This window comes from Heterorhizobium halophytocola, from assembly GCF_017873095.1.
GTDB classification, from domain to species: domain Bacteria; phylum Pseudomonadota; class Alphaproteobacteria; order Rhizobiales; family Rhizobiaceae; genus Allorhizobium; species Allorhizobium halophytocola.
The window spans coordinates 426,259-450,237 of record NZ_JAGGJU010000002.1; the positions used below are offsets into that span (position 1 = coordinate 426,259).

Sequence of the window (23,979 nt, forward strand, 5' to 3'; positions counted from 1 at the left end):
GGGAAGGAGACCGGCATTGCGCATCTTTTGGCAGAGCTTCATCGACGAGACGGCCTCGGCCGCCTATATGGCGCGGCTTTCGGACTACCTGAACGGCATCGCCGAACCGGGCACGACAGTGGAGGTACACGGCATCAGCCCTCCGGACCGGTCGTTCGGGCGGCTTTCCGAATTCCGCTGCGCCATCCTTGCGATCGACAATGGTCTTGCTGCCGAAGAGGCCGGCTATGATGCCGTGGTCATGGGGCACTTCCAGGATCCGGGCCTGCTGGAGCTGAAGTCGGCCGTCTCCATTCCGGTGATCGGGACGGGGGAGGCGACGATGCATTTCGCCGCCCAGCAGGGCCGCCATATCGGGCTGGTAACCCTCGACGATGTCTTCCGCACCATGCATCTGGAGCAGGGCGATCTCTACGGCCTTTCGGGGCGCATCAGCCATGTGGCGGGACTGAATGCCGACCCATCCGACTTCTCCGCCTGCTTTGCCGGCGATCTCGAAGCCAAGGCGCGGATGATCGAGGCCTTCCGGCTGGTCGCCGAGCCGATGGTCACAGGCGGCGCCGACGTGATCGTGCCGGCCGGCGTGCTGCCGGGCCTGCTGATCGGCAGCGAGCACGGCCTCTGCTTCGGCCATGCCCCGGTTATCAATTGCGCGGCGGTGGCGCTGAAGGCGGCGGAAATGCAGGTAAAGCTCTGCGCGCTCAACGGACTTCAGCCGAGCCGTGGTCCCTTCTGCGCCAAGGCGCCACGCCAGGCAATCGAGGATTTCCGGCGGCTGGTGGCCAATGGACGGGGTGCATCGCCTGTGCCGAGGCGCTAAGCGTATACGGAAATGGCAGAAATAATATTCACTGGAAACTAAATGCGCTACAAGTCGATATTTTAGGCTTGAAATAACCAGAAAACTGAATACGGTTCAGGTCAAGGAGTTTCCATGACCGCAGCCACCCTCAGCCTTGTCGATTCCGTCTATGCGGCGCTGCGCCAGCGTCTGCAATTGAGCGAGATCGGTCTCGGCGACCGGCTCGTCGACACCGAGGTGGCCGCCGAATACGGCACCTCGCGGATGCCGGCGCGGGAAGCGCTGCTGCGGCTCGTGGCGGAAGGCTTTCTCGTCGGGTCGACCCGCGGCTTCATCGTGCCAGACCTGTCGCGCGAAGATGTCGCCGATCTCTTCGAACTGCGTCGCCAGCTGGAGCCCCGGGCGGCCGCTGCGGCGGCGCGGGACCTGACGCCGGAGGCGAAGGCCGCGCTCGATGGGGCAATGGCGGTCATTCGCGAGGCGCACGAGGTAAGCGACAGCGCCGCCATGGTCCGGGCCAATCTCGATTTCCGCAATGCCTGGACCGGCTGCCTGACCAACCGCCGGCTGGCGATCGCGATCTCCGGCCATATGGACTGTTTCCAGGCGATCCGTCTGCAGACCTTCGACGATTTTGCCACCCGCCGCGGCTATGTGGCCGCCCTTGGCCGGCTGCACGAGGCGCTGGTCGCCCGCGATTCGCTGGCCGCAGGCGACCGCATGACGCTCTTCCTGTTTACCGCCGAGGCCGCCTATCTGACAGCGCTCGACGAGATGCAGCGCGAGGCCGCCGAACAGACCCGATCCGCCGGACGCCATCGCTCCGGCTCCCGAAAGACGAGGCAGTGATGATCAGACCGCATCCCCTGAAAGGCCCCGACAAATTGAAGCTCGGCGTGTTCTCCGCCAATGCCGATGGTGGCCTGGCGATCACCGATGTGCCGGACCGCTGGACGGCGAAGTGGGACGACGTGCTGACGGCGGCGCAGATCGCCGACCGCAAGGGTCTCGACTTCTTCCTGCCGATCGCCCGCTGGGCCGGTTTCGGCGGCAAGAACAGGGTGCGCGAATGGTCGTTCGAGACCTTTACCTGGGCCGCGGCGCTGGCGGCCTCGACCGAGCGGATCGGTCTCTTCATGACCGTGCATGTGCCGATGATCCATCCGATCTATGCGGCCAAGGCCCTGGCGACCGTCGACCATGTGAGCCATGGCCGCGCCGGGCTCAACATCGTCTGCGGCTGGAACCCGAAGGAATTCGGCATGTTTGGCGTGCCCCCGGTGGAGAAGGGCTATGACCAGGCGGCCGAATGGATCGACGTTATCGAAAGGGCCTACGGCTCGGACGCACCGTTCGACTATGCGGGCCACTACTATAACCTGAAGCAGGTGGTCAGCCGACCGGCCAGCCTGCAGGCGCCCCGGCCGGTGACGATGAACGCCGCCTTCGGCGATCCCGGCCGCAACTTTGCCGCGGCCCATTGCGACTATCTGTTCACCACCTTCACCGAGATCGCCGATGCCGGCCGTCATGTCCAGGACATCAGGGGTCGCGCCGACAAGGTCGGCCGCAATGTCGGCTGCTACACCGTCTGCCACGTGGTCTGCCGCGACAGCCAGGCCGAGGCGGAAGACTATTACGAGCGCTATGCGGTGCGCGAGGCCGACACGGCCGCCGTCGATGCGCATATGGCCGGCAAGAAGGAATTCTCGCAGTCGCACGACACGGATGCCTATGAGCGCTATCGCAAGCGCTTCGCCGGCGGTGCCGGCTCCTATCCTCTGATCGGCACGCCGGAGCGGATCGTCGAGGAAATGGTCGAGATTGCCGATCAGGGCTACGAGGGAATCGCGCTTTCTTTCGTCAACTATCTTCACGAACTGCCCTATTTCTGCGATCGGGTGCTGCCCCTGTTGCAGCGCGCGGGGCTCAGGGCCTGAACGGAGAAGGAAAGCGCATGAGCGCCATGTCAAATCAGCCGGCCAACACCGAGACGGTGACGGTCAGCGTGCCCGGTCAGGCGGCCTTTCGCGACGGCATGGCAAGGCTTGCCGCCGCCGTCCATGTGATCACCACCGATGGCCCGGCCGGCCGTTTCGGCTTTACCGCGACCGCCGTCTGCAGCGTCTCCGACACGCCGCCGACGCTGCTTGTCTGCGTCAACGCCAATACCTCGTCGCTGCAAGGGCTGCTGAACAACGGGGTGCTCTGCGTCAACACGCTGGCGCCGCACCTGCAGGAGGTCGCCAGCGCCTTTGCCAGCGGCCGCCCGATGGACGAGCGCTTTGCCAGCGGCCTCTTCGAGCGGACGCCGAACGGCGTGCCGCGGCTTGCGGGCGCGCTGGTCTCCTTCGATTGCAGGGTCATGAACGTCATCGAGCAGGGGAGCCACAAGGTGCTGTTCTGCGCGGTCGAGGATATCGTCTCGACCGAGGGCGAGGAGGATGCGCTTGTCTATTTCGCCAGGCGCTATCACACGGTTGCAGGCAGCGACTGAAACCCGTCCGTCAGCGACGGGTCTCAGCCTTCGACCGGGCGCGGCTGTCCTTCGGCGTCGAGCGCCACCATGACGAAACTGGCGTCGGTCACCTTTTCACGCAGGTCCATATACTGGCGCCGCGCCCAGCACTCGACATAGAGGGTGATCGAGGTGCGGCCGATCTTCGTGACGGTGGTGTAGACGCAGAGCGTGTCACCGACCTTGACCGGTCGCTTGAAAGTGATTTCCTTCACCGCAACTGTAGCCGTGCGACCGCTGGCCGCCTCATTGGCGCGGATGCCGGCCGCAAGGTCCATCTGGGCCATGACCCAGCCGCCGAAAATGTCGCCGGCCGGATTGGCATCGGACGGCATGGCGAGCGTGCGCAGCGTCAGCTCGCCGGTCGGCTGTTGCTCGGTCATCGGCTCTTGCATCGTCATTTGGCGTCCTTCACGTCGTCGTCTTCAATTGCTGCGGCGCGGCAAACATCGGCCCGCCCTTGTGTGCCGGGAAGCCATAGCCGTGGACCAGCACGACGTCGATATCCTCTGCCCTGGCCGCGATCGTTTCGTCGAGCAGTGCCTGGCCCTCGCGCGCCATCCGCGCCAGCAGTCGGGCGATGATTTCGTCGTCACCGATCGCGCGGGCGATAAAGCCCTTCTCGGCGCGGTAATCGGCGATCAACCGGTCGATCTCGGGATCGACTTTCTTCCGGCCGTCCTCGTAGAGATAAAAGCCGCGGCCCGCCTTTCGCCCGAAGCGGCCGGCTTCGCAGAGCCGGTCGGGGATCTCGAAATAGGCAAGGTTCGGATCGCGGGTGGCCGCCTGACGCTTGCGCCGCGCCCAGGCGATCTCGAGGCCGGCCATGTCGTAGACGGCAAACAGGCCCATCGGGAAGCCATAGGCCTCCATGGCCCGGTCGACATCCTGGGGCAGCGCCCCTTCCTCGATCAGCCGCTCGGCCTCGTCGCGGTAGGCCGAAAAGATCCGGTTGCCGATAAAGCCTTCGCAAACGCCGGTGACGACCGGGATCTTGCGGCACGTGCGGGCAAAGGCGAGCGCAGTTGCAAGCACCTCGGGCGCAGTAGACGCGCAGCGCACGACCTCGACCAGCTTCATGATATGGGCGGGCGAGAAGAAATGCAGGCCGACGACGCGGGATGGATGGGCGGTCGCAGCCGCGATTTCGTCCGGGTCGAGATAGCTCGTATTGGTGGCAAGGATCGTGGTCTCGGGCACGATGCCGTCGAGGCGCTGGAAAAGATCGGTCTTGACCTGGAGATCGTCGAACACGGCCTCGATGACGAGGTCGGCCGCCGACAGCAGGTTCGCATCGGCGGTGACGGTCAGTCTTGAGAGCTGCGTGTCCGCGCTTTCCTGCGACAGCCGGCCGGAGGCGACCGATTTTGCGATCGTCTCGCGGATGCGTACCGCACCCTTTTCCGCAGCCTCTGCCGTCTGGTCGAGGGCGATGACCCGGTAGCCGGCGGCAAGGGTGGCGACCGCGATGCCGCAGCCCATCAGTCCGGTGCCGGCAATGCCGATCGTCTCGAGCCTGCGCGGTTCCACGGCCTTCAGCTCCGGCGGCTTGCCGGCGCTGCGCTCGGCAAAGAAGATGTGGCGAAGGGCGGCGGATTCCGTGCTGTCGCGCAATCTGACAAAGGTTTCGCGCTCCGCCTTCAGCCCGGTGTCGAGATCGCTTTCGGTTGCCATCCGCACCAGCCGGATCCCCTCCAGCGGGGCGCTTCGGCCCCGTGCCTTTTTCGCCACGCGCTCTGCCTCTGCCTCGAAGGCCCCGGCATCGTGGGGGCGCACGGTGAGCTGGCCGGTGCGGCGGAGCGGCTGGGCGACAAGGCTGCGGGCAAAACCGGTGGCCGCGGCCAGCAGATCGGCATCCGCCATGCGATCCACGAGACCGGTTTCCAGCGCCTGGCTTGCCCCGACCGGCTTGCCATCGGTGATCATCTTGAGCGCGACAAGCGTGCCGACCAGGCGCGGCAGGCGCTGGGTGCCGCCGGCGCCGGGTACAAGGCCGAGGTGGACTTCCGGCAGGCCGAGCGAAGCGGTCTGGCCGGCCACGCGGCCGTGGCAGGCAAGCGCCACCTCCAGCCCGCCGCCAAGCGCCGCTCCGTTGATCGCGGCAACCACCGGCTTGTCGAAAGCCTCGATTGCGGCAATCACCGCCGGCAGCGCGGGATCGACCGGCGGCTTGCCGAATTCGCGGATGTCGGCACCGCCGATGAAGGTCTTGCCGGCGCCGGTGATGACGACCGCTGCGACCAGGGCATCGGTCCTTGCCTGGTCGAGGGCTGCCATCAGGCCGGCACGGACCGCGGCGCCTGTCGCATTGACCGGCGGATTGTCGATGGTGACGACCAGCACGCCGTCGTCATGTCGTGTCTTTACCGGGTCGGTGAGATCTGTGGCCGCGCCCATGCTGGCTCCTTCAGGTTCCGTCCGGAATGACGGCGATCGCCTGGATCTCGACCTTGGCGCGCTCTTCGACAAGCGCCACCACCTGAACGGCGGCCATGGCCGGGAAATGCCGGCCCATGACCTCGCGATAGGCGGGGCCGAGCTGCTTCAGGCTTGCCAGATATTCGTCGCGGTCGGTGAAATACCAGGTGAGGGTGGTGATGTGATGCGGTTCGCCGCCGGCCGCCCGCACGATGGCGACCACGTTCTTCAGCGTTTGATGCACCTGGCCGACGAAGTCGTCGGTCTCGAATTGGCAATTGGCGTTCCAGCCGACCTGGCCGCCGACATAGACCTGGCGGCCGCGCGCCTCCATGCCGTTGGAATAGCCAACGGGCTTCGCCCAGCCTTCGGGTTGCAGGATCTTGTGCATTCAGGGGCTCTCCAGATGGGACGAGAAGGCTTTGCGCATGTCGTCGGGCCAGGGGCAGGATGTGTGGGTGTCGAGCGATGTGGCGACCAGTCTCTGCTCGGCCGACCACAACAATTCGCCCTTGCAGGAGATCCGATGGGACAGGTCGAGCGAACTGTTACCGACGCGCTTGACGGCAATCTCGAAATCCATCAGGTCGCCGTGGATGCCGGGCCTGACGAAGGTGAGGTCGAGCTTCAGCGTCGGGGTGCCCATCCGCCGTTCGGCGATCATCGTGTCCCAGGGCGTGCCGACAGCCTCGAAGAACTCCTCGACGACGCCGACAAGGATGTTCAGATAGGAGGGGAAATAGGCGATGCCGGAGGGATCGCAGTCTCCAAACCGCAAGGGTCTCTGGGTCTTGAACATCGGCATCCTCAATTGGCAAAGGCCGCGATGCCGGTGATCGCGCGACCGAGGATCAGGGCATGGATGTCGTGGGTCCCCTCATAGGTGTTGACGACCTCGAGGTTGACCAGGTGGCGGGCGACCGGGAATTCGTCGGAAATCCCGTTGCCGCCGAGCATGTCGCGGGCTTCCCGGGCAATGGCGAGCGCCTTGCCGCAGGAATTGCGCTTGAGGATGGACGTCAGTTCGACCGGCGGATGGCCGTCCTCCTTCATCCGTCCGAGGCGCAGGCAGCCCTGCAGGCCGAGCGTGATCTCGGTCACCATGTCGGCAAGCTTTTTCTGGATCAGCTGGTTGGCGGCGAGCGGCCGACCGAACTGCTGGCGGTCGAGCACGTATTGGCGCGCCGTCGCATAGCAGGATTCAGCGGCCCCGAGCGCCCCCCAGGCAATGCCGAAGCGGGCCGAGTTGAGGCAGGTGAACGGGCCTTTCAGCCCCGTCACGTCCGGCAGCATGTTTTCCTCCGGCACGAAGACCTGGTCGAGGACGATCTCGCCGGTGATCGAGGCCTTCAGGCCGACCTTGCCGTGTATGGCGGGAGCCGTCAGGCCCTTCCAGCCCTTTTCCAGGATGAAGCCGCGGATCGCGCCGTCCTCGGTCTTTGCCCAGACGACGAAGACGTCGGCGATCGGCGCATTGGTGATCCAGGTCTTAGAGCCTGACAGCGCATAGCCACCATCGACGGTCTTGGCACGCGTCGCCATCGAGCCAGGATCCGAGCCGTGATTGGGTTCGGTGAGGCCGAAGCAGCCGATCCATTCGCCGCTGGCAAGCTTCGGCAGGTATTTCTGCTTCTGCGCCTCGGAACCGAAGGTCTCGATCGGCACCATCACCAGCGAGGACTGCACGCTCATCATCGAGCGGTAACCGCTGTCGATGCGTTCGACTTCGCGGGCGATCAGGCCATAGGCGACATAGCCGAGGCCCGCACCGCCGTATTCGGGCGAGATCGTCGCGCCGAGCAGGCCGAGTTCTCCCATCTCGCGGAAGATTGCGGTATCGGTTGTCTCGTTGCGGAAGGCCTGCTGCACGCGCGGCGCCAGTCTGTCCTGCGCATAATCATGCGCGGTCTTCAGCACCATGCGCTCTTCGTCGGTCAGCTGCTCTTCGAGACGGAAGGGATCGGCCCAGTCGAATATCTGCTTGTCCATGGTCATGCCTCTCCCGAATTTGCCTGTTCCTTGATGAGTTCGCGGGCGACGATGAGCTTCTGCACCTCCGTCGCGCCCTCGTAGATCCTGAGCGCCCGGATCTCGCGGTAGAGGCTCTCGACGATCTCGCCGCTCTTGACGCCGCGTCCGCCGAACATCTGCACCGCCCGGTCGATCACGCCTTGCGCATTTTCCGTCGCCGTCATCTTTGCCATCGCCGCCTCCTTGGTGGTCGAAAGCTTCTCGACGTCCCGACGCCACGCGGCGCGGTAGGTCAGCAGTGCTGCGCTGTCGATCGCGGTTGCCATGTCGCCGAGGGCTGCCTGGGTCAGTTGCAGATCGGCGAGCCTGCCGCCCATCATCGGCCGCTCGAGGCTGTAGGCGAGGGCTTCGGAGAGTGCGCGTCGGGCAAAGCCGAGCGATGCGGCGGCGACCGACGCGCGGAAGATGTCCAGCGTGCGCATGGCGATCTTGAAGCCTTCGCCGGCAGCACCGAGCCTGCGTGACGCGGGAATGCGGCAGCCATCGAAGCGGATCGTTGCCAGCGGATGCGGTGCGATCACGTCGATGCGCTCGGCAATCGAGAAGCCGGGATCGTCGGCAAAGACGACGAAGGCGGAAATGCCACGCGTGCCGGGTGCCTCGCCGGTGCGGGCAAAGACCGTATAGACATCGGCGATGCCGCCATTGGAAATCCAGGTCTTTTCGCCATCGAGCACATAGGCGTCGCCATCGGCCCGGGCTGCGCAGGTCATGGCCGCCACATCCGAACCGGCAAGCTTTTCGGACAGCGCGAAGGCCGAGATCCAGTCGCCCGCGGCGATCTTCGGCAGCACTTCCTGTTTCAGGGCGTGCGAACCGGTGAGGCTGATGGCGCCGGTGCCGAGGCCCTGCATGGCAAAGGCAAAATCGGCAAGGCCGTCATGGAAGGCAAGGGTTTCGCGGGCAAGGCAGAGTTTGCGAGACGATATGCCGTCGCCGCCGGTGAGGCTGACGGCAGCTTGCAGCAGGCCGGCATCGCCGAGCGATTTCACAAGCTTGCGGCAGGTATTGTCGGTGTCGGCATGGTCGATGCCGGAAAGGGCGCCGGTCGCCGCGTAGGCGTCGAGCTGGCCCGCCCATGCGGCGTGATCCGCCTCGAAAAACGGCCAGGACAGATGCTCGCGGGGCGCCTTGAGGTTGGAGGCATGCGCCATGGCTCAGTCCCCCTCGAATTCCGGCTTGCGCTTTTCGGCAAAGGCTTCGAAGGCGCGGCGAAAGTCGTTGGTCGCCATGCAGATCGCCTGGGCCTGGGCTTCCGCTTCCAGAAGCTCGTCGATCCCCATCGCCCATTCCTGATTGAGCATGGTCTTGGTCATGCCATGGGCAAACCAGGGACCGTCGGCGATCCGTCGCGCCATCGCCTCGGCACTGGCAAGCAGGTCGGCGCGGTTGTGCAGGGCATTGAAAAAGCCCCAGCGCTCGCCTTCGTCGGCGGTCATCGCGCGGCCGGTATAGAGCAGTTCGGCGGCGCGGCCCTGGCCGATGATGCGCGGGAGAATGCCGCAGGCGCCCATGTCGGCGCCGGCAAGCCCGACGCGGGTAAACAGAAAGGCGGTCTTCGTCTCGGGCGTCGCATATCTGAGGTCGGACGCCATCGCAAGGATGGCGCCGGCGCCGGCGCAGACACCGTCGATGGCGGCCACGATCTGCTGCGGGCATTTGCGCATGGCGCGCACCACTTCGCCGGTCATCCGGGTAAAGGCCAGAAGCTCGGGCATCGCCATCCTGGTCAGCGGTTCGATGATCTCGAAGACATCGCCTCCGGACGAGAAGTTGTCGCCGGCACCCGTCAGGACCACGGTGCGGATATCGGTCGCGGTGGCGAGCTTGTGGAACAGGTCGCGCAGTTCTGCATAGCTTTCGAAGGTCAGCGGGTTCTTCCGCTCCGGCCGGTTGAGCGTCAGCGTGCCGATGCGGCCATCTTCCGACACGGTCCAGAGAAAATGCCTTCCTTCATAGGTCTTCAGCGGCGCCCAGGCGCCGGCCTCGTTGAGCCTCTTCCAACTCATCCTGTCATAACCTCCCCGCCGGCGACCGCGATCGCCTGCCCGTTGATCGATTGTGCTGATGGCAAAGCGAGCCACAGCACGGTGTCGGCAACCTCCTCCGGTTGCACCAGTCGCCCCTGCGGGTTGTGCCTGGTAAATTCGGCCAATGCCTCTTCCGGCGTCCTGCCGGTCTTTTCGACGATCTGCGCGATCGAGCGGCTGATGATCGGCGTGTCGGTAAAGCCCGGGCAGACCGCATTGACCGTTACGCCCTTTTTCGCAAGCTCAAGCGCCAGCGCCCGTGTCAGCCCGACGACGCCATGCTTGGCCGCGCAATAGGCGCTGACATAGGCATAGCCGATCAGCCCCGCCGTCGAGGCGACATTGATGATCCGGGCGCCCGTGCCGCGCGCCTTGAGGTCCGGCAGCGCCAGTTGCGTGACATTGAAGACGCCGGTCAGATCGACATCGACAACCCGGCTCCACATCTCCAGGGTCGTCTTCTCGAACGATGCGCTCGGCGCTTCGCCGGCACAGTTGATCAGAATGCTGACCGGGCCGAGGGCGGCGCGTGCCTTGTCGAGGCCTGCAGTGATCGCGCCTCGGTCGGTCACGTCGAAGCCGTCGGCGATGAAGGCTGCGGCCGCGCCGATCTCCTCTGCGACCGCCACGAGTGGCGCGCGACGACGCCCGGCAAGCGTCACCGATGCGCCAGCCTTGGCCAGCGACCTTGCAATTGCCGCACCGATGCCGCTGCCGGCGCCGGTGACCAGCGCATGATGGCCGTCGAGAGGGGAAGAGATCATGCTCTGCCCATCCTCATTTCGCCGGCTGCGCGGCATTCGCCGCGGCGCGCGTGATGTTCACCTCGTATTGCGACTTGCCGGAGACATACTGTTTCGGCCAGGGCACCGAGGTGATGCCGATTTTCGCGGCTTCATGCAGCGCCCAGGCGGGATCGGCCAGATGCGGGCGGGCGACCGCGCAGAGATCGGCGCGGCCCGCGGCGATGATCGAGTTGGCGTGATCGGCCTCGGAAATCGCGCCGACCGCGATCGTCGGAATGTGGATCTCGTTGCGGATCTTGTCGGAGAACGGCGTCTGGTAGAGGCGGCCATAGACAGGCTGGTCGCCCTTCCACACCTGGCCCGACGAGCAGTCGATCAGGTCGGCGCCTGCGTCCTTGAACATTTCGGCAAAGATCGCCGCATCGTCAGGCGTATTGCCGCCCTCGAACCAGTCATGGCAGGAGAGCCGCACCGAGATCGGCTTGTCGGCCGGCCAGACTTCGCGCATGGCGCGGAAGACTTCGAGCGGATAGCGGGCCCGGCTCTCGTGGGAGCCGCCATATTCGTCCTCGCGCAGATTGGTGAGCGGCGACAGGAAGCTCGACATCAGGTAGCCATGGGCGGCGTGGAATTCGAGCCAGTCGGCGCCGGTCTCGGCGGCGCGTTTCGTGGCAGAGACGAAGTCGGCCTTGACCCGGTCCATGTCGGCGCGGTCCATCGCCTTCGGCACCTGGCTGTTCCTCAGATAGGGCTGGGCAGAGGCCGACAGCAGCGGCCAGCCGCCGTCGTCGAGCGGTTTGTCCATGCCGTCCCAGGCAAGCTTCGTTGCACCCTTGCGGCCGGCATGGCCAAGCTGGATGGCGACCTTGGCGTCGCTGTTGGCATGAACGAAATCGACGACACGTTTCCACGCGCGGGTCTGCTCGTCGTTCCAGAGGCCAAGGCAGCCGGGGGTGATGCGGGCGTCGGGCGACACGCAGGTCATCTCGGCAAAGACAAGCCCGGCGCCGCCGAGCGCGCGGCTGCCCAGATGCACCATGTGAAAATCGTTGATCAGGCCGTCGGTTGCTGAATACATCGCCATCGGCGAGACGACGATGCGGTTGGGAAGTGTGACCTCGCGCAATCGGTAAGGGGTAAACATCGGCGGCAGGCAGCGTTCGCCCTCGACTACGTTCAGGCCCTGCTTGCGGGCAAACCAGCGCTCGTAACCTTCCAGCCAGTCCTTGTCGCGCAGGCGCAGGTTTTCGTGGCTGATGCGCTGCGAGCGGGTCAGCATCGAATACATGAACTGTTCCGGTTCCAGCGTGTCGGCATAGCGCTGCCCGACCACCTCGAACCATTCCATGGCGTTGCGCGCCGCATTCTGGATGCGGGCGACGTCGACGCGGCGGATGTCCTCATAGGCCTCCAGCACGGCCGGGATCCTGTCCTTGTCGTGGCCGAGCTTTTCGAACTGGTTGGTCAGTTCGATCGCGTCGTCGATCGCAAGCTTGGTGCCCGAACCGATGGCGAAATGCGCCGTATGGGCGGCGTCGCCCATCAGCACCACATGGGACTTGCCGTTGAAATGGCTCCAGTTGCCGCAGATCAGGCGGTTGAAATTGAGCCAGGCCGAGCCGCGCATATGGCGCGCATTGGTCATCAGCTCGGCGCCTTCGAGCACCTCGGAAAACAGATCCTGGCAGAAGTCGATCGAGCCCTGCTGGTCCATCTCGCCAAGCCCATGGGCCTGATAGGCCTCTTCGGTGGTCTCGATGATGAAGGTCGAGGTCTTGTCGTCGAACTTGTAGATATGCGCCTGGAACCAGCCGTGATCGGTCTTGCGGAAATCGAAGGTGAAGGCGTCGTAGAGCTTGTGGGTGCCGAGCCAGATATAGCGGTTCGGCCGGGTTACCATGTCGGGCTGGAAGATCTCCTGATAGCGGTTGCGGATCTTCGAATTCAGCCCGTCCGAGGCAATGATCAGGTCGGCGTCGGGATAGTCCTGATCGCCATTGGCATCGGTCTCGAAAATCAGCTCGACGCCGAGCGCCTCGCAGCGCGCCTGCAAAATGTTCAGCAGCTTCTTGCGGCCGATGCCGACAAAGCCGTGGCCGCTGGTGCGCTGTCGGGTGCCCTTGAACAGGACCTCGATGTCGTCCCAATGGTTGAAAGCGTCCTGGATCTCGGCGGCACTTTCCGCGTCCCACACCTTCATCGATTCCATCGTCGCATCGGAGAAGACGACGCCCCAGCCGAACGTGTCGTAGGGCTTGTTGCGCTCGACGACGCGGATCTCGTGCTGCGGGTGGAGCTTCTTCATCAGGAGACCGAAATAGAGACCGGCCGGACCACCCCCAATGCAGACAATACGCATAGCCGTCTCCCTCGTTCTGCCGTTTCGCCGTCAATTACTTTAAACTTCAAATATCATCGGCCAAAGAGGGGCGTCAAGGAAAAATCGCGCTCCCGACGCCACCGTCCTGTCCGCCCTTACTGGCCCGGATTGCGCGTGTCCCACAACTTTGAAGTTGCAGTCTTCTCATAGTTCATGCCGTCAGGGTAGCTGATCGCCTCGAACTGCAGGCCCCAGGGCGCCTGGAAATAGAGAATGCTCTGCCCGCCGTTTTCACCCTCGGTGATCGGGATCGGCCCCAGACGGGTGGCAACGTTGTTCTGGTCGAGATAGGCCTTGGCCGCCGCGATATCGTCGACATAAAGCGCAATGTGAAAGGCACCGATATCGCTGTTCTTCTGCTTCAGGTCGCGCTGGTCGGGCGCGGCATACTGGAACAGTTCGATATTCGAGCCGAAACCGCAGCGCACCATGGTCACCTTCTCGATCTCAGCCTTCGGATCGACGCCGAGCGCATCGGTCATGAAGCTGCCCTTGTCGTCGGCGATCGGGCCGAAGGAGAGGGCGGTCTGGCATCCGAGGATATCGGTGAAGAGGCCGACGGCCTGCTTCAGGTCCGGGACGGTAATGCCGGTATGGTCGTGCCCCCGCATGCCCGGCAAACCGCCGGCATGGGCGGTTGAGGCGGCCATCGAAGCGGCGGTCGCGAGGATCTTTGCTGAAATTGCCATGCGCATATGCATCTCATTCCCCTTTTCAGCGCGCGGTTGGATCGTTGCCGGGCTGCGTGTCGCAGGCACGGCTCCGCCGTCCGGCAGTCTTGCGCGATGGCCGCCGGTCCGGTTTTTCGGGTCTGGTCGTCGATACGGGCAGGGTCGTCGGCCGCGCCCGCCATGAAAATCATCAGGCCGCCTCGCCCGGTTCCCGATCCAGCCAGCCGGGATCGATTTCCGGCAGGGGAATGGCGTCCAGAAGCGTGCGGGTATAGGCCGATTTCGGCTCGTCGAAGACGGCGGCGCAGGGACCGTGTTCCACGATCCGGCCGAATTGCAGGACATAGACCCGGTCGCAGACGGCCCGGATGACCGAGAGGTCGTGGCTGATGAAGGCCATCGCCAGCCCCATCTCGCGGCTGAGATCCTTCAGCAGGTTCAGCACCTGCGCCTGGGTGGAGACATCGAGGCCCGAGACGATCTCGTCGGCCAGAACGAAATCGGGCTTCAGAAGGGCTGCGCGGGCAATGCCGATGCGCTGGCGCTGTCCGCCGGAGAGTTCATGCGGACTGCGTTGCAGCAGTTCCGCCGGCAGCGATACCCTTTGCAGCATGGCGGCTGCCTGGGAACGGGCCTCCTCCCGGGTGCCGGCCAGACCGTGCAGCATCAGCGGCTCGGTCAGGATCCGGCCGATCGAATGACGCGGATTGAGCGAGGCCATCGGATCCTGGAAGATCATCTGCATGCGCCGCCGCAAGGGCCGCATCTCGGCGTCGGCAAGGTCGGTGATATCGCGCCCATCGAAGCGGATGCGGCCGTCTTCGACATCGACAAGTCTGAGCAGCGCCCGGCCGAGCGTCGTCTTGCCGGAGCCGGATTCGCCGACGATGCCGATGGTTTCGCCCGCCGCGATCTCGACATCGACGCCGTGCAGCACGGTATTGCCCGGCTTTCGGCCGCCGAACAACCGGGCGCCGGCGCCGTAGGTGACCTTGATGCCGGTGGCAGACAGCAATGGCTCGCTCATCCCCGGTCCTCCCCGGCCATGCCGATTTCCGTCCGCAACTGGCCAAAGATCGCCTCGGGCACCGGCTCCAGCCCCGCATCCGGCCGGTCGTAACGGGGTCCTGCGGCGATCAGCGCCCGGGTATAGGCGTGACGCGGCGTGGTCATCACTTCGGCCGTCGCTCCCTCCTCGATCACCCGCCCGGCATAGAGCAGCGTGACGGTGTCGCAAATCTGGGCGACGACGCCGAGGTCGTGGGTGACAAAGATCACCGCCGTGTCGTTCGCCTTCTGCATCTGCCGGATCAACCGGAGGATCTGCTTTTGTACGGTGACGTCGAGCGCCGTTGTCGGCTCGTCGGCAACCACCAGTTTCGGCTTCATGGCGAAGGCCGCCGCGATCAGCACGCGCTGGCGCATGCCGCCGGACAATTCGTGCGGATAGGATCCCAGCACGCGCTCGGGATCGCGGATATGGACTTCGGCCAGCATCTTCAGGGCTTCGAGGCGCGCCTGCGCCTTCGTCATCCCGCGCTTGAGACGCAGGCCGTCGGTCAGCTGCGCTTCGATCCGCCGGCCCGGATTGAGCGCCGTCTGCGGGTCCTGCGGGATCAGCGTGATCTCGTTGCCCATGATCTCGCGCAGCGAGCGCGGCGACAGTCGCAGCAGATCGCGGCTCTCGAAGCGGATCCAGCCGCCGGTGACCTTGACGGTTGCCGGCAGCATGCCGAGCAGGGCCTTGGCGATGGTCGATTTGCCGGCGCCGCTTTCGCCGACGAGGCCGCGGACCTCGCCGGGCTTCAGGGTCAGCGAGACGTCGCGCAGCACCGGCCGGTTCCGGTCGCGCAGGGAAACGGCGCTCAGCGCCTCTATGGACAGAAGCGGTTCGGTCATCGGCGCATCACCGGATCCAGCGCCCGGCGCAGGCCGTTGCCGAGCTGGTTGAACGACAGCACGGTCAAAAGCAGCATGACGAGCGGTGCTGCCAGCACCCAGGGGCTGTGATGGATCGTCTGGCGGCCGGCCGCGATCATGCCGCCCCAGGTGGGGGTGTCGGAGGAGACCGAAAGGCCGACGAAGGACAGGATTGCCTCCACCACCACGGCAATGCCCATTTCAAGGCTGAGCAGGGCGACGAAGACGGGCGCGATGTTCGGCGCGATCTCCTTTGCCAGGATCTGCAGGCGTGAAAACCCGAGCGTGCGGGCCGCCGTCACATAGTCCATGCTGCCCTGCGCGATCGTCTCGGCCCGGACGACGCGGCAGAAGCGGGTCCAGTCGATGATGACGATGGCGGCGATCACCGAATGCAGGCCGGAGCCGAGCACGGCGACCAGCAGCACGGAGAGCAGAACCGGCGGGAAGGCCATCCAGATGTCGACGAGGCGCGAGATCACCCGGTCGGTCCAGCCGCCGAACCAGCCGGCGGCAAGACCGAGCAGCGAACCCAGCACGGCGGCAAGGCCGGCGGCGATCACCGCGACGGTCAGCGCCGTGCGGGTGCCGTAGATCAGCCGGGAAAGCACGTCGCGGCCGAGATCGTCGGTACCGAGATAATAGCCCGGCTCCGCATCCGGCCAGCTGATCGGCGGCAGGGTCGAAAGCATCAGGTCCTGTTCCAGCGGGTCGTGCGGCGCAATCAGCGGGGCGAAGAGGGCGGCGAGCACCAGAAGGGCGATGAAGCCGCCGCCCCAGAGCACGCGCTGCTCGCGCCGCAGAGCCGAAAGCATCGGATGCCCGCGCTTGCCGAGGCGCCCGGCGCCGGTTGGGCCTGTGGTCGTCGGGATATCAGCCATGTTTCATCCGCGGATTGAAGAGGGCGCCCAGCATGTCGACAATGATGTTGATGACGATGAAGATCAGGCCGAACATAAGCACCAGCCCCTGGATCAGCGGCAGGTCGCGATTGATCACCGCGTCGATCGCCATGTTGCCGATGCCGGGATAGGAAAAGATCCGCTCGACGATCACCGTGCCGCCGATCATGAAGGTGAACTGCACGCCGGTCAGCGTCAGCGTCGGGCCGATCGCGTTGCGCAGCGCCTCCTGCACGACGAGGCGCAGTTCCGACATGCCTTTGAGCCGGGCAAGCGCCACATAATCCTGCAGCATGGCCTCGGACAGCGCTTCCTTCAGCGTGCGTACGATGACGGCCGCCAGCGGCAGGCCGAGCGCCAGCACCGGCATGACCATATGGGACAGGATGTCGGCAAACAGCGGGAAGCGCAGCGTCAACAGGCTCTCGATCAGGTAGAAATTCGTGGCGAAACCCTGAGACAGCGAGGGGTCGATGCGACCCGACATCGGAAAGACCGGAAAGGCGACGCCGAGCACGAGAACGAGGATCAGCGCCCAGACGAAATCCGGTACCGCCAGGAACAGGCCGTTCAGCACGTCGATCAGCGGATCGAGGGGGGTGCGCCTGGCAAGCGTGGCAAGAATGGCGATCAGGCCACCGCCGAGCACGCCGAGCAAAAGGGCGGCAAAGGCCAGTTCCAGCGTTGCCGGCAGGCGCTCGAGCAGCAGCGACAGGACCGAGCGCTTGAGCGAGATCGAGGTGCCGAAATCGCCGGCGAGCATGTCGCGCATCCAGACGCCGAACTGCACGGGAATGCTGGAATCAAGCCCGTATCTGACCCTGAGGGCGGCAATATCTGCGGCAGAGGCGCCGGGCGAGATCATCATGGCGATCGGATCGCCCGGCACGATCCTGAGGAGCCCGAAGACGATGACGGCGACGCCTAAAAGCGTCACCACCGCCATGGCGGCCCGATTGAGAATGCCGGTGAGAGACATGAAGAACCCTCCGAGGTGCTTCGTGGATTGCATGCCGCGCGATACGCCGGGACGGGCAGGACTGCCCGCCCCGGGCATTGATCAGGCTGGCGCGACGAGCGTCGGCTGCAGGGCGCCCGACACGTTCGGCGTTACCGCCATGGTGCTCTTGAACACGATCGGCTGGACATATTGGAGGAGGGGAATGACATAGCCCTGTTCGGCGATGTACTTGCTGACCGCCTTCCAGCCTGCGATGCGCTTTTCCTCGTCCTTTTCGCCCCAGAGCGGCGCGATCATGTTGTCGAGATCGTCGGTATTCCAGACCGAATGCGGCGAAGGCCCGAACATGGCAAAGCCGGTGGAGGTCGTCGGGTCGCCGATCGCATTGCCCCAGTTGTAGAAGGCGGCAGGCGCGAGCTGGTCTGCCGCGCGCAGCTCATAGTGCTTGGCGATCTCGTAGACCTCGATTTCCGCCTCGATGCCGACCTTTCGCCACATGCCGACGATCGCCTGGATCATCTCGTAGTCCTTGGGCTTCAGCCCGCGCGTGGTCTGGATGGTGAACTTGGCCGGCTTGTCGGTCGAATAGCCCGAGTCCGCCAGCAGCTTGACGGCGAGGTCCGGATCGTAGGCTACCTTGATCGACGGATCATAGGCCGAATATTCCGGCGCCTCCAGCGTGTCGATCGGCACGCCGTAGCCCGACAGCAGCCGCTTGACGATGGCTTCCTTGTTGATCGCATGATGGGCGGCAAGTCGCACGTTCTTGTCGAGCATCACCTCGATATTGTTGATGAAGATCATGCCGATGTCGGAGACGGGAATGGCGACGCCGGACAGGCCGTCCTTTTCCTTCAGACGGTCATATTCCTCATAGGGGATCTCAAGCGTCACGTCGGAGGAGCCGGATTCGATCTCGGCGACGCGGCTCGTGGTATCCGGCACGAACTTGAAGACGACCGTGTCGAAGGGCGGCTTGCCGCCATGATAGGCAGGGTTTGCTTTCAGCCGCAGGAAGGCGTTGCCCTCATAGGCATCGACCATATAGGGCCCGGTGCCGATCGGCTTCTTTTCGAAACCTTCCGCCCCGACCTTCTCGTAATAGGCCTTGGGCATGACATAGCCGGTGAGGAAGGCCATCCACATGAACAGCGTCGGCTCGAAGCGCAGCACGTCGGCGGTGATGCGGTTGCCGTCGATCTTGAAATTGCCGACGGTGGACCAGACGAACTGGATCGGGTTGCCGGTCTCGGCCTTTGCCGCGCGCTCCAGCGACCAGACGACGTCCTCCGGCGTGAAGGCCGATCCGTCATGCCAGGTTACGCCCTCGCGGACATCCATGAAGACCTGGCTCTTGTCATCGTTCCAGCCCCATTTGGTCAAAAGGCCCGGTTCGAAGGAAAGATCCGGCTTCTGGCCGACATATTGGTCGAAGATCGATCGGTAGATCGCCTGGATGGTCGGGTTGACGGCGGACGGCCCGACGGTCGGGTCGAAGGACGGCAGGTTGACGTTGAAAGCAATGGTGAGAGTGCCTGCCTCGGCGGCGTTGACCGGGATACGGCCCGCCAGGATTCCGGACAGGAAAGCGGCTGCGCCAAGGCCAAGCGTCTGGCGACGTGTCAGTGTCGACATTGATTTTGCTCCGTTTGTTCCCCTGAACTCCGTCGGACGGTTCTCCGCGGAGGCACGCTTGTTGTTTGAGCCAAGTCTAAGAGCAAATATGGCGGTCCAGCAAGGCAAATATTTGAGGTTTAAAACTTTCGCCCGGTGTGCGAATGCATGCTGATGCATAAATATGCAATTGCATGTCTTTTAACGGCCGGATGGGGCGGCGCATGCAGTGGATCATGAGAAAAGTGCCGCATGCTGTCCGTCGTGGTCTATTCCTGTTGACATTTCCCAAATGCCAAAAATATGCTAATGCATGCTAATTGAAGAATTCCGGTTTACGGAAAAGGGGAATGTGAGATGGCGGAGCGGTCATTCGCGCGCGAAGTCGAGGATCTGAAACTCGGCGAGGGCGATATCTTCAGGGGCGAGGGCATTCTCGCCATTACCAAGGCGCTGCTGCAGTCGGGCGTCTCCTATGTCGGCGGCTATCAGGGCTCGCCGATTTCCCACCTGATGGACGTGCTGGCCGACGCCAAGGACGTGATGAACGACCTCGGCGTCCACTTCGAATCCTCGGCCTCCGAGGCCGCCGCCGCCGCCATGCTGTCGGCTTCGGTGATGTATCCGGTGCGCGGCGCGGTCACGTGGAAGTCCACCGCCGGCACCAATGTCGCCTCCGACGCACTCTCCAACCTGTCGTCGGGCGGCGTCACCGGCGGGGCGCTCGTCATCATCGGCGAGGATTTCGGCGAGGGCTCCTCGATCATGCAGGAGCGCAGCCACGCCTTCGCGATGAAATCGCAGATGTGGCTTTTGACGCCCCGGCCGAACCTGCCGGCGATCGTCGATGCGGTGGAGAAGGGGTTCGAATTGTCGGAAGCCTCCAACACGCCCGTGATGCTGCAGGTCGGCATCCGCAGCTGTCACGTGCATGGCCAGTTTACCGCCAAGGACAACAAGCGCCCGGCCTTCACGCTGAGAGAGGCCATGGAAAATCCGCGCCGGGATGTCAGCCGCATCGTCCTGCCGCCGGCGACCTTCCTGCACGAGAAGGAAAAGCTGGAGCGCCGCTGGCCGGCCGCCGTCCAGTTCGTCAAGGACAACAGGCTCAACGAATTCTTCGGTCCTGAGGAAGGCGATGTCGGCATCATCCTGCAGGGCGGTCTCTACAACAGCGCCATGCGCGCCCTGCAGCAGCTTGGCCTTGCCGATGTCTACGGCAATAGCCGGGTTCCGATCTACTGCATGAATGTCGCCTATCCGATGATCGACGACGAGGTCATCGCCTTTGCCGCGGGCAAGAAGGCGGTGATCATGCTGGAGGAAGGCGCGCCCGAATATATCGAGCAGACCCTGCACACGCTGATGCGCCGCCGCGACATCCAGACGAAGGTCTCCGGCAAGGACATACTGCCGCTCGGCGGCGAATATACTGCACCGGTGCTGGTCAAGGGGCTCGCCGCCTTCTTCGAGGCCAATGCGCCGCAGTTGCTCGGCAACCGTCCGCCGGTGCCCGATGCCGAGCCGGTGCTCAATGACCCCAAGGTCAAGGCGCTTGCCGAGGTCGTGCCGGCCCGCCCCGCCGGCTTCTGCACCGGGTGTCCCGAGCGGCCGATCTTTGCCGCGATGAAGCTGGTCGAAAAGGAACTCGGCGAGCACCACGTTTCGGCCGATATCGGTTGCCACCTGTTTTCCATCCTGCCGCCCTTCAATATCGGCGGCACCACCATGGGTTACGGCCTCGGGCCTGCGTCCGCCTCCGCCTTCAACGTCGAGGCCGACAAGCGGTCGATTTCGGTGATGGGCGATGGCGGCTTCTGGCACAACGGCCTGGCAAGCTCGGTCGGCAATGCAGTGTTCAACAAGCAGGACGGCGTCATCCTGGTGGTCGACAACTTCTATTCGGCAGCGACCGGCGGGCAGGACATCCTGTCGTCCCGCGCGCAGAATGCCCGTCGCAAGACCAATAATTCGATCGTCGATGCCGTGACCGGGATCGGCGCCAAATGGGTGCGCCAGATCGATCGTACCTATGACGTCGCCAAGATGCGCGACACCCTGCGCGAAGCGCTGACGACCAAGGAGACCGGCCCGAAGATCATCGTCGCCTCGTCCGAATGCATGCTCAACAAGCAGCGCCGGGTAAAACCGCAATTCAACAAGGCGGTGAAGGAGGGTAAGCGCATGGTCAAGGAGCGATTCGGCGTCGACGAGGACGTGTGCACCGGCGACCACGCCTGCATCCGGCTGTCCGGCTGTCCGTCGCTGTCGGTCAAGCACACCGACGATCCGTTGAAGGACGATCCGGTGGCGGCGATCGACAATTCCTGCGTCGGCTGCGGCAATTGCGGCGAGGTCTCCGAGGCCGCCGTGCTTTGCCCCTCGTTCTATCGGGCCGATGTGATCAACAATCCGACCGGCTGGGATCGCTTTCTTCATCGGGCCCGCAATGCGGTGATCGGCTGGCTGCAGCAGCGCCGCCAGTCGTCCCGCATCGTGTTTGCCGACTGAGGAGCGCAAGATGGATACCCTTACCGACAGCATGGGCACCATGCTCTCCGCCGACAAGCCCTTCTCGATCGCCATTCTGGCCATGGGCGGGCAGGGCGGCGGCGTTCTCGCCGACTGGATCGTCGCGCTCGCCGAAAGCCAGGGCTGGGTGGCCCAGACCTCGTCGGTGCCGGGCGTTGCCCAGCGCACCGGCGCGACGATCTATTACCTGGAGATGATCCCCGCGCGCGAAGGCGTTACCCCGATCCTCTCGCTGATGCCGACGCCGGGCGATGTCGACGTGGTCATCGCTGCCGAGCTGATGGAGGCCGGCCGTTCGGTGATGCGCGGTCTCGTCACGCCGGACAAGACGCTGCTGGTCGCCTCCACCCACCGCTCCTTTGCCGTCGGCGAGAAGGAGAAGCCGGGCGATGGCATCGGCAATCCCGAGACCGTGGTCGACGCCACCGACTTCGCCGCGAAGAAGACGGTCGCCTTCGACATGGAAACGCTGGCGGCGAAGAATGGCAGCGTGATATCCTCTGCCATGTTCGGCGCCTTTGCCGCGACACGGGCGCTTCCCTTTGCCAAGGAAGCCTACGAGGAAACGATCAAGGCCGGTGGCAAGGGCGTTTCGGCCAGCCTGAAGGCCTTCGATGCCGCCTATCTGAGGGCGCTCAAGGGCGAAAACGACAAGCTGTCGGCAACCCCCGTCAAGCGCCTCGATCCTTTGCCGCAGACTGCCGGTCATGCCGAGCTCGACAGGCTGCTGACGCGCATCCGCGCCGAATTCCCCGAGATTGCGCACCCTATGCTCTATGCGGGGGTGAAGAAGCTCACCGACTTCCAGGACCCGCGATACGCCGACGAATATCTGACGCGGGTCGCCGAACTGCATGCAGCCGATCGGGCGCAGGGCGGTGCGGACAAGGGCTTTGCCTTCACCGTGCAGGCGGCAAAATATGTGGCCGTTGCCATGGCCTATGACGATGTCGTGCGGGTGGCCGACCTCAAGGTGCGCGGCTCGCGCTTCGAGCGGGTGCGCAAGGAAGTCGGCGTGAAGGAAGACCAGATCCTCTACATGACCGAATACATGCATCCGCGGATGGACGAGGTCTGCGGCACGCTGCCGAAGGGGCTCGGCTTGTGGATCGAGCAGCGCCCCAAGGTTTTTGCCTTTCTCGACAAGCGGATCAACAAGGGGCGGCGGGTCAAGACCGGCACGCTGTTCTGGTTTTCCGGCCTCTACCTGATCTCGGCCCTGCGCCGCATCCGCCGCGGCAGCCTTCGCCATTTCCGCGAAATCGAGCACCGCGAAGCCTGGTTGCACAAGGCGCTGGAGGTGCTGCCGATCAATTACGACCTGGCCGTCGAGGTGATCGGCACCCGCCGGCTGGTCAAGGGCTATTCCGACACCCATGCCCGCGGCCTGTCGAAATTCGACCGGGTGCTGGATGCCCTGCCGATGCTGCGTGCCCGCGAAGACGGTGCCGTCTGGCTGAAACGCCTGCGACAGGCAGCTTTGCTCGACGAGACCGGCATTGCGCTGGACGGTGCGCTGAAGACGGTCGCGACGCTCTGAGAGGGGTATGGCGAGGCGGGTGTGCTGTCACGGTCCGCGGGCAGCGCAAGGCGGTCGGAGAGCGCCCTTTCCTGCCTGTCGCCAGCCCTTATAGGGTTTAGACCTGGGCGCTCCGAAGCCAAAGGCAGGGCTGAGGGGCCGGGCTTTGAAAATCAAGTCCAGAACCTCAGGGAAGGGGTGGATGGGACTGTCCGGCATAGATCCGCGAAGGCCATCACTCCGTGATGGTCGCCATGATTGCCTCGCCGCCTTCTCGGCGGAAACATCGGAAATGAACGTCGACTGGCACCGGCGCGCGATCGATCGGCTCAAGGCCCTCGGGTCCGGACCTCATCTCTCCCGCGCAAACATCTCGACGATCCGTTCCACGCGCTCCTTGCGAAAGGCCGCCCGGATCCGGCCGTGGCGCTCCAGTTCCGCCAGGCCGTGCAGGGTTGCCCAGAAGGCCTCGGTGACGATCTCCGCGTCAGGGTGAAACCGCGCGATGACCGTCATCATCGCCCCGAACGTGTCGCGCAAGACCTGGGGCGTGTCTGACCTTGCAAAGCGCAGACCGCTCGGCAGGATGAACATGGCTTCATACAGCGCCGGCCGTTCGAATGCGAAATCGAGATAGGCGGTTGCAACGTCTTCGATTGCCTGTTCCGGTGCTGCGTCCCGGCGAACCGATGCCCGCAAGGCGGGTCCTAGCTCTGCGAATCCCTCGAGCGCGACCGCGCCGATGATCGCGTCCCGGTTTTCAAAATGCGCATAAAGGACAGGCTGGCTGTATTCGATTTCCTGCGCAAGTTTGCGGATCGTCACGGAGGCCCAGCCCGCATCCTCGGCAAGCTTTCTGGCCGCTGCGATGATCCGACGTTCCCGTTCGGCTCGTTCCCGCTCTTTGCGCTCGTTTACACCCATGGATACCCCGT

22 protein-coding genes are annotated in these 23,979 nt (G+C 64.5%); 6 read left to right on the plus strand and 16 right to left on the minus strand.

The genetic code is table 11. From position 1 onward, the window contains the following. The first annotated feature begins 16 nt into the window (after positions 1 to 16). From J2Z17_RS05145 to J2Z17_RS05160, 4 genes are all read left to right on the plus strand, one after another. Positions 17 to 820 (plus strand): aspartate/glutamate racemase family protein, encoded by an 804-nt coding sequence (locus tag J2Z17_RS05145; protein WP_209942821.1) that lies wholly within the window; start codon positions 17 to 19, stop codon positions 818 to 820. A 114-nt stretch (positions 821 to 934) separates the two neighbouring features. After that, the gene (locus J2Z17_RS05150) at positions 935 to 1,651 is read left to right on the plus strand and encodes a GntR family transcriptional regulator (protein WP_209942823.1); all 717 of its coding nucleotides are present in this window, start codon (positions 935 to 937) and stop codon (positions 1,649 to 1,651) included. Further along, positions 1,651 to 2,742: an LLM class flavin-dependent oxidoreductase gene (locus tag J2Z17_RS05155; protein WP_209942825.1), complete on the plus strand. Its 1,092-nt coding sequence runs from the start codon at positions 1,651 to 1,653 to the stop codon at positions 2,740 to 2,742. Before J2Z17_RS05150 ends, J2Z17_RS05155 begins: the two co-directional genes overlap by 1 nt. 17 nt (positions 2,743 to 2,759) lie before the next feature. Further along, positions 2,760 to 3,299, plus strand: coding sequence for a flavin reductase (locus tag J2Z17_RS05160; protein WP_245223873.1), 540 nt, complete (start codon positions 2,760 to 2,762; stop codon positions 3,297 to 3,299). Positions 3,300 to 3,322: 23 nt separating this feature from the next. Here J2Z17_RS05160 and J2Z17_RS05165 read toward each other — a convergent pair whose 3' ends face one another. The 15 genes from J2Z17_RS05165 to J2Z17_RS05235 all read right to left on the minus strand — a co-directional run bounded on the left by J2Z17_RS05165 (position 3,323) and on the right by J2Z17_RS05235 (position 19,014). Then, positions 3,323 to 3,721 (minus strand): acyl-CoA thioesterase, encoded by a 399-nt coding sequence (locus J2Z17_RS05165; RefSeq protein WP_245223874.1) that lies wholly within the window; start codon positions 3,719 to 3,721, stop codon positions 3,323 to 3,325. Positions 3,722 to 3,731: 10 nt separating this feature from the next. Further along, a complete protein-coding gene (locus J2Z17_RS05170; protein ID WP_209942826.1) occupies positions 3,732 to 5,717 on the minus strand; it encodes a 3-hydroxyacyl-CoA dehydrogenase NAD-binding domain-containing protein in 1,986 nt (661 codons plus the stop codon). A gap of 10 nt (positions 5,718 to 5,727) precedes the next feature. After that, on the minus strand, positions 5,728 to 6,129 hold the full coding sequence (locus tag J2Z17_RS05175) for a RidA family protein (protein WP_209942827.1): 402 nt from the start codon (positions 6,127 to 6,129) through the stop codon (positions 5,728 to 5,730). Then, a complete protein-coding gene (locus tag J2Z17_RS05180) occupies positions 6,130 to 6,537 on the minus strand; it encodes an acyl-CoA thioesterase (protein ID WP_342454372.1) in 408 nt (135 codons plus the stop codon). It lies immediately after the preceding gene. Between the two features lie 8 nt (positions 6,538 to 6,545). Beyond that, the gene (locus tag J2Z17_RS05185; RefSeq protein WP_377299965.1) at positions 6,546 to 7,727 is read right to left on the minus strand and encodes an acyl-CoA dehydrogenase; all 1,182 of its coding nucleotides are present in this window, start codon (positions 7,725 to 7,727) and stop codon (positions 6,546 to 6,548) included. Between the two features lie 2 nt (positions 7,728 to 7,729). Beyond that, positions 7,730 to 8,923, minus strand: a complete 1,194-nt coding sequence (locus tag J2Z17_RS05190; protein WP_209942830.1) for an acyl-CoA dehydrogenase family protein — start codon at positions 8,921 to 8,923, stop codon at positions 7,730 to 7,732. Between the two features lie 3 nt (positions 8,924 to 8,926). Beyond that, positions 8,927 to 9,778, minus strand: a complete 852-nt coding sequence (locus J2Z17_RS05195) for an enoyl-CoA hydratase family protein (protein ID WP_209942832.1) — start codon at positions 9,776 to 9,778, stop codon at positions 8,927 to 8,929. Beyond that, positions 9,775 to 10,563 carry an SDR family NAD(P)-dependent oxidoreductase gene (locus J2Z17_RS05200; RefSeq protein WP_209942834.1) on the minus strand — a complete coding sequence of 263 codons (789 nt, stop codon included), beginning with the start codon at positions 10,561 to 10,563 and terminating at the stop codon, positions 9,775 to 9,777. The genes J2Z17_RS05195 and J2Z17_RS05200 overlap by 4 nt, the downstream gene beginning before the upstream one ends. A 13-nt stretch (positions 10,564 to 10,576) precedes the next feature. Next, positions 10,577 to 12,904, minus strand: coding sequence for a bifunctional salicylyl-CoA 5-hydroxylase/oxidoreductase (locus J2Z17_RS05205; RefSeq protein WP_209942836.1), 2,328 nt, complete (start codon positions 12,902 to 12,904; stop codon positions 10,577 to 10,579). A 116-nt stretch (positions 12,905 to 13,020) separates the two neighbouring features. Continuing rightward, on the minus strand, positions 13,021 to 13,620 hold the full coding sequence (locus J2Z17_RS05210; protein WP_377299963.1) for a VOC family protein: 600 nt from the start codon (positions 13,618 to 13,620) through the stop codon (positions 13,021 to 13,023). Between the two features lie 166 nt (positions 13,621 to 13,786). Then, entirely contained in the window at positions 13,787 to 14,623 is an 837-nt protein-coding gene (locus J2Z17_RS05215) for an ATP-binding cassette domain-containing protein (protein ID WP_209942840.1), read from the minus strand. After that, a complete protein-coding gene (locus J2Z17_RS05220) occupies positions 14,620 to 15,495 on the minus strand; it encodes an ABC transporter ATP-binding protein (RefSeq protein WP_209942843.1) in 876 nt (291 codons plus the stop codon). The genes J2Z17_RS05215 and J2Z17_RS05220 overlap by 4 nt, the downstream gene beginning before the upstream one ends. Continuing rightward, positions 15,492 to 16,397 carry an ABC transporter permease gene (locus tag J2Z17_RS05225; protein WP_209942846.1) on the minus strand — a complete coding sequence of 302 codons (906 nt, stop codon included), beginning with the start codon at positions 16,395 to 16,397 and terminating at the stop codon, positions 15,492 to 15,494. Before J2Z17_RS05225 ends, J2Z17_RS05220 begins: the two co-directional genes overlap by 4 nt. After that, the gene (locus J2Z17_RS05230; protein ID WP_209942849.1) at positions 16,390 to 17,397 is read right to left on the minus strand and encodes an ABC transporter permease; all 1,008 of its coding nucleotides are present in this window, start codon (positions 17,395 to 17,397) and stop codon (positions 16,390 to 16,392) included. The genes J2Z17_RS05225 and J2Z17_RS05230 overlap by 8 nt, the downstream gene beginning before the upstream one ends. Positions 17,398 to 17,478: 81 nt before the next feature. After that, positions 17,479 to 19,014 (minus strand): ABC transporter substrate-binding protein, encoded by a 1,536-nt coding sequence (locus J2Z17_RS05235; RefSeq protein WP_209942850.1) that lies wholly within the window; start codon positions 19,012 to 19,014, stop codon positions 17,479 to 17,481. Between the two features lie 336 nt (positions 19,015 to 19,350). Here J2Z17_RS05235 and J2Z17_RS05240 point away from each other — a divergent pair, with 336 nt between their 5' ends. Then, a complete protein-coding gene (locus J2Z17_RS05240; RefSeq protein ID WP_209942852.1) occupies positions 19,351 to 21,504 on the plus strand; it encodes a ferredoxin family protein in 2,154 nt (717 codons plus the stop codon). A gap of 10 nt (positions 21,505 to 21,514) precedes the next feature. Further along, the gene (locus tag J2Z17_RS05245; protein ID WP_209942854.1) at positions 21,515 to 23,065 is read left to right on the plus strand and encodes an indolepyruvate oxidoreductase subunit beta family protein; all 1,551 of its coding nucleotides are present in this window, start codon (positions 21,515 to 21,517) and stop codon (positions 23,063 to 23,065) included. A gap of 330 nt (positions 23,066 to 23,395) precedes the next feature. Here J2Z17_RS05245 and J2Z17_RS05250 read toward each other — a convergent pair whose 3' ends face one another. Then, a complete protein-coding gene (locus J2Z17_RS05250; protein ID WP_209942855.1) occupies positions 23,396 to 23,968 on the minus strand; it encodes a TetR/AcrR family transcriptional regulator in 573 nt (190 codons plus the stop codon). Between the last annotated feature and the right edge of the window lie 11 nt (positions 23,969 to 23,979).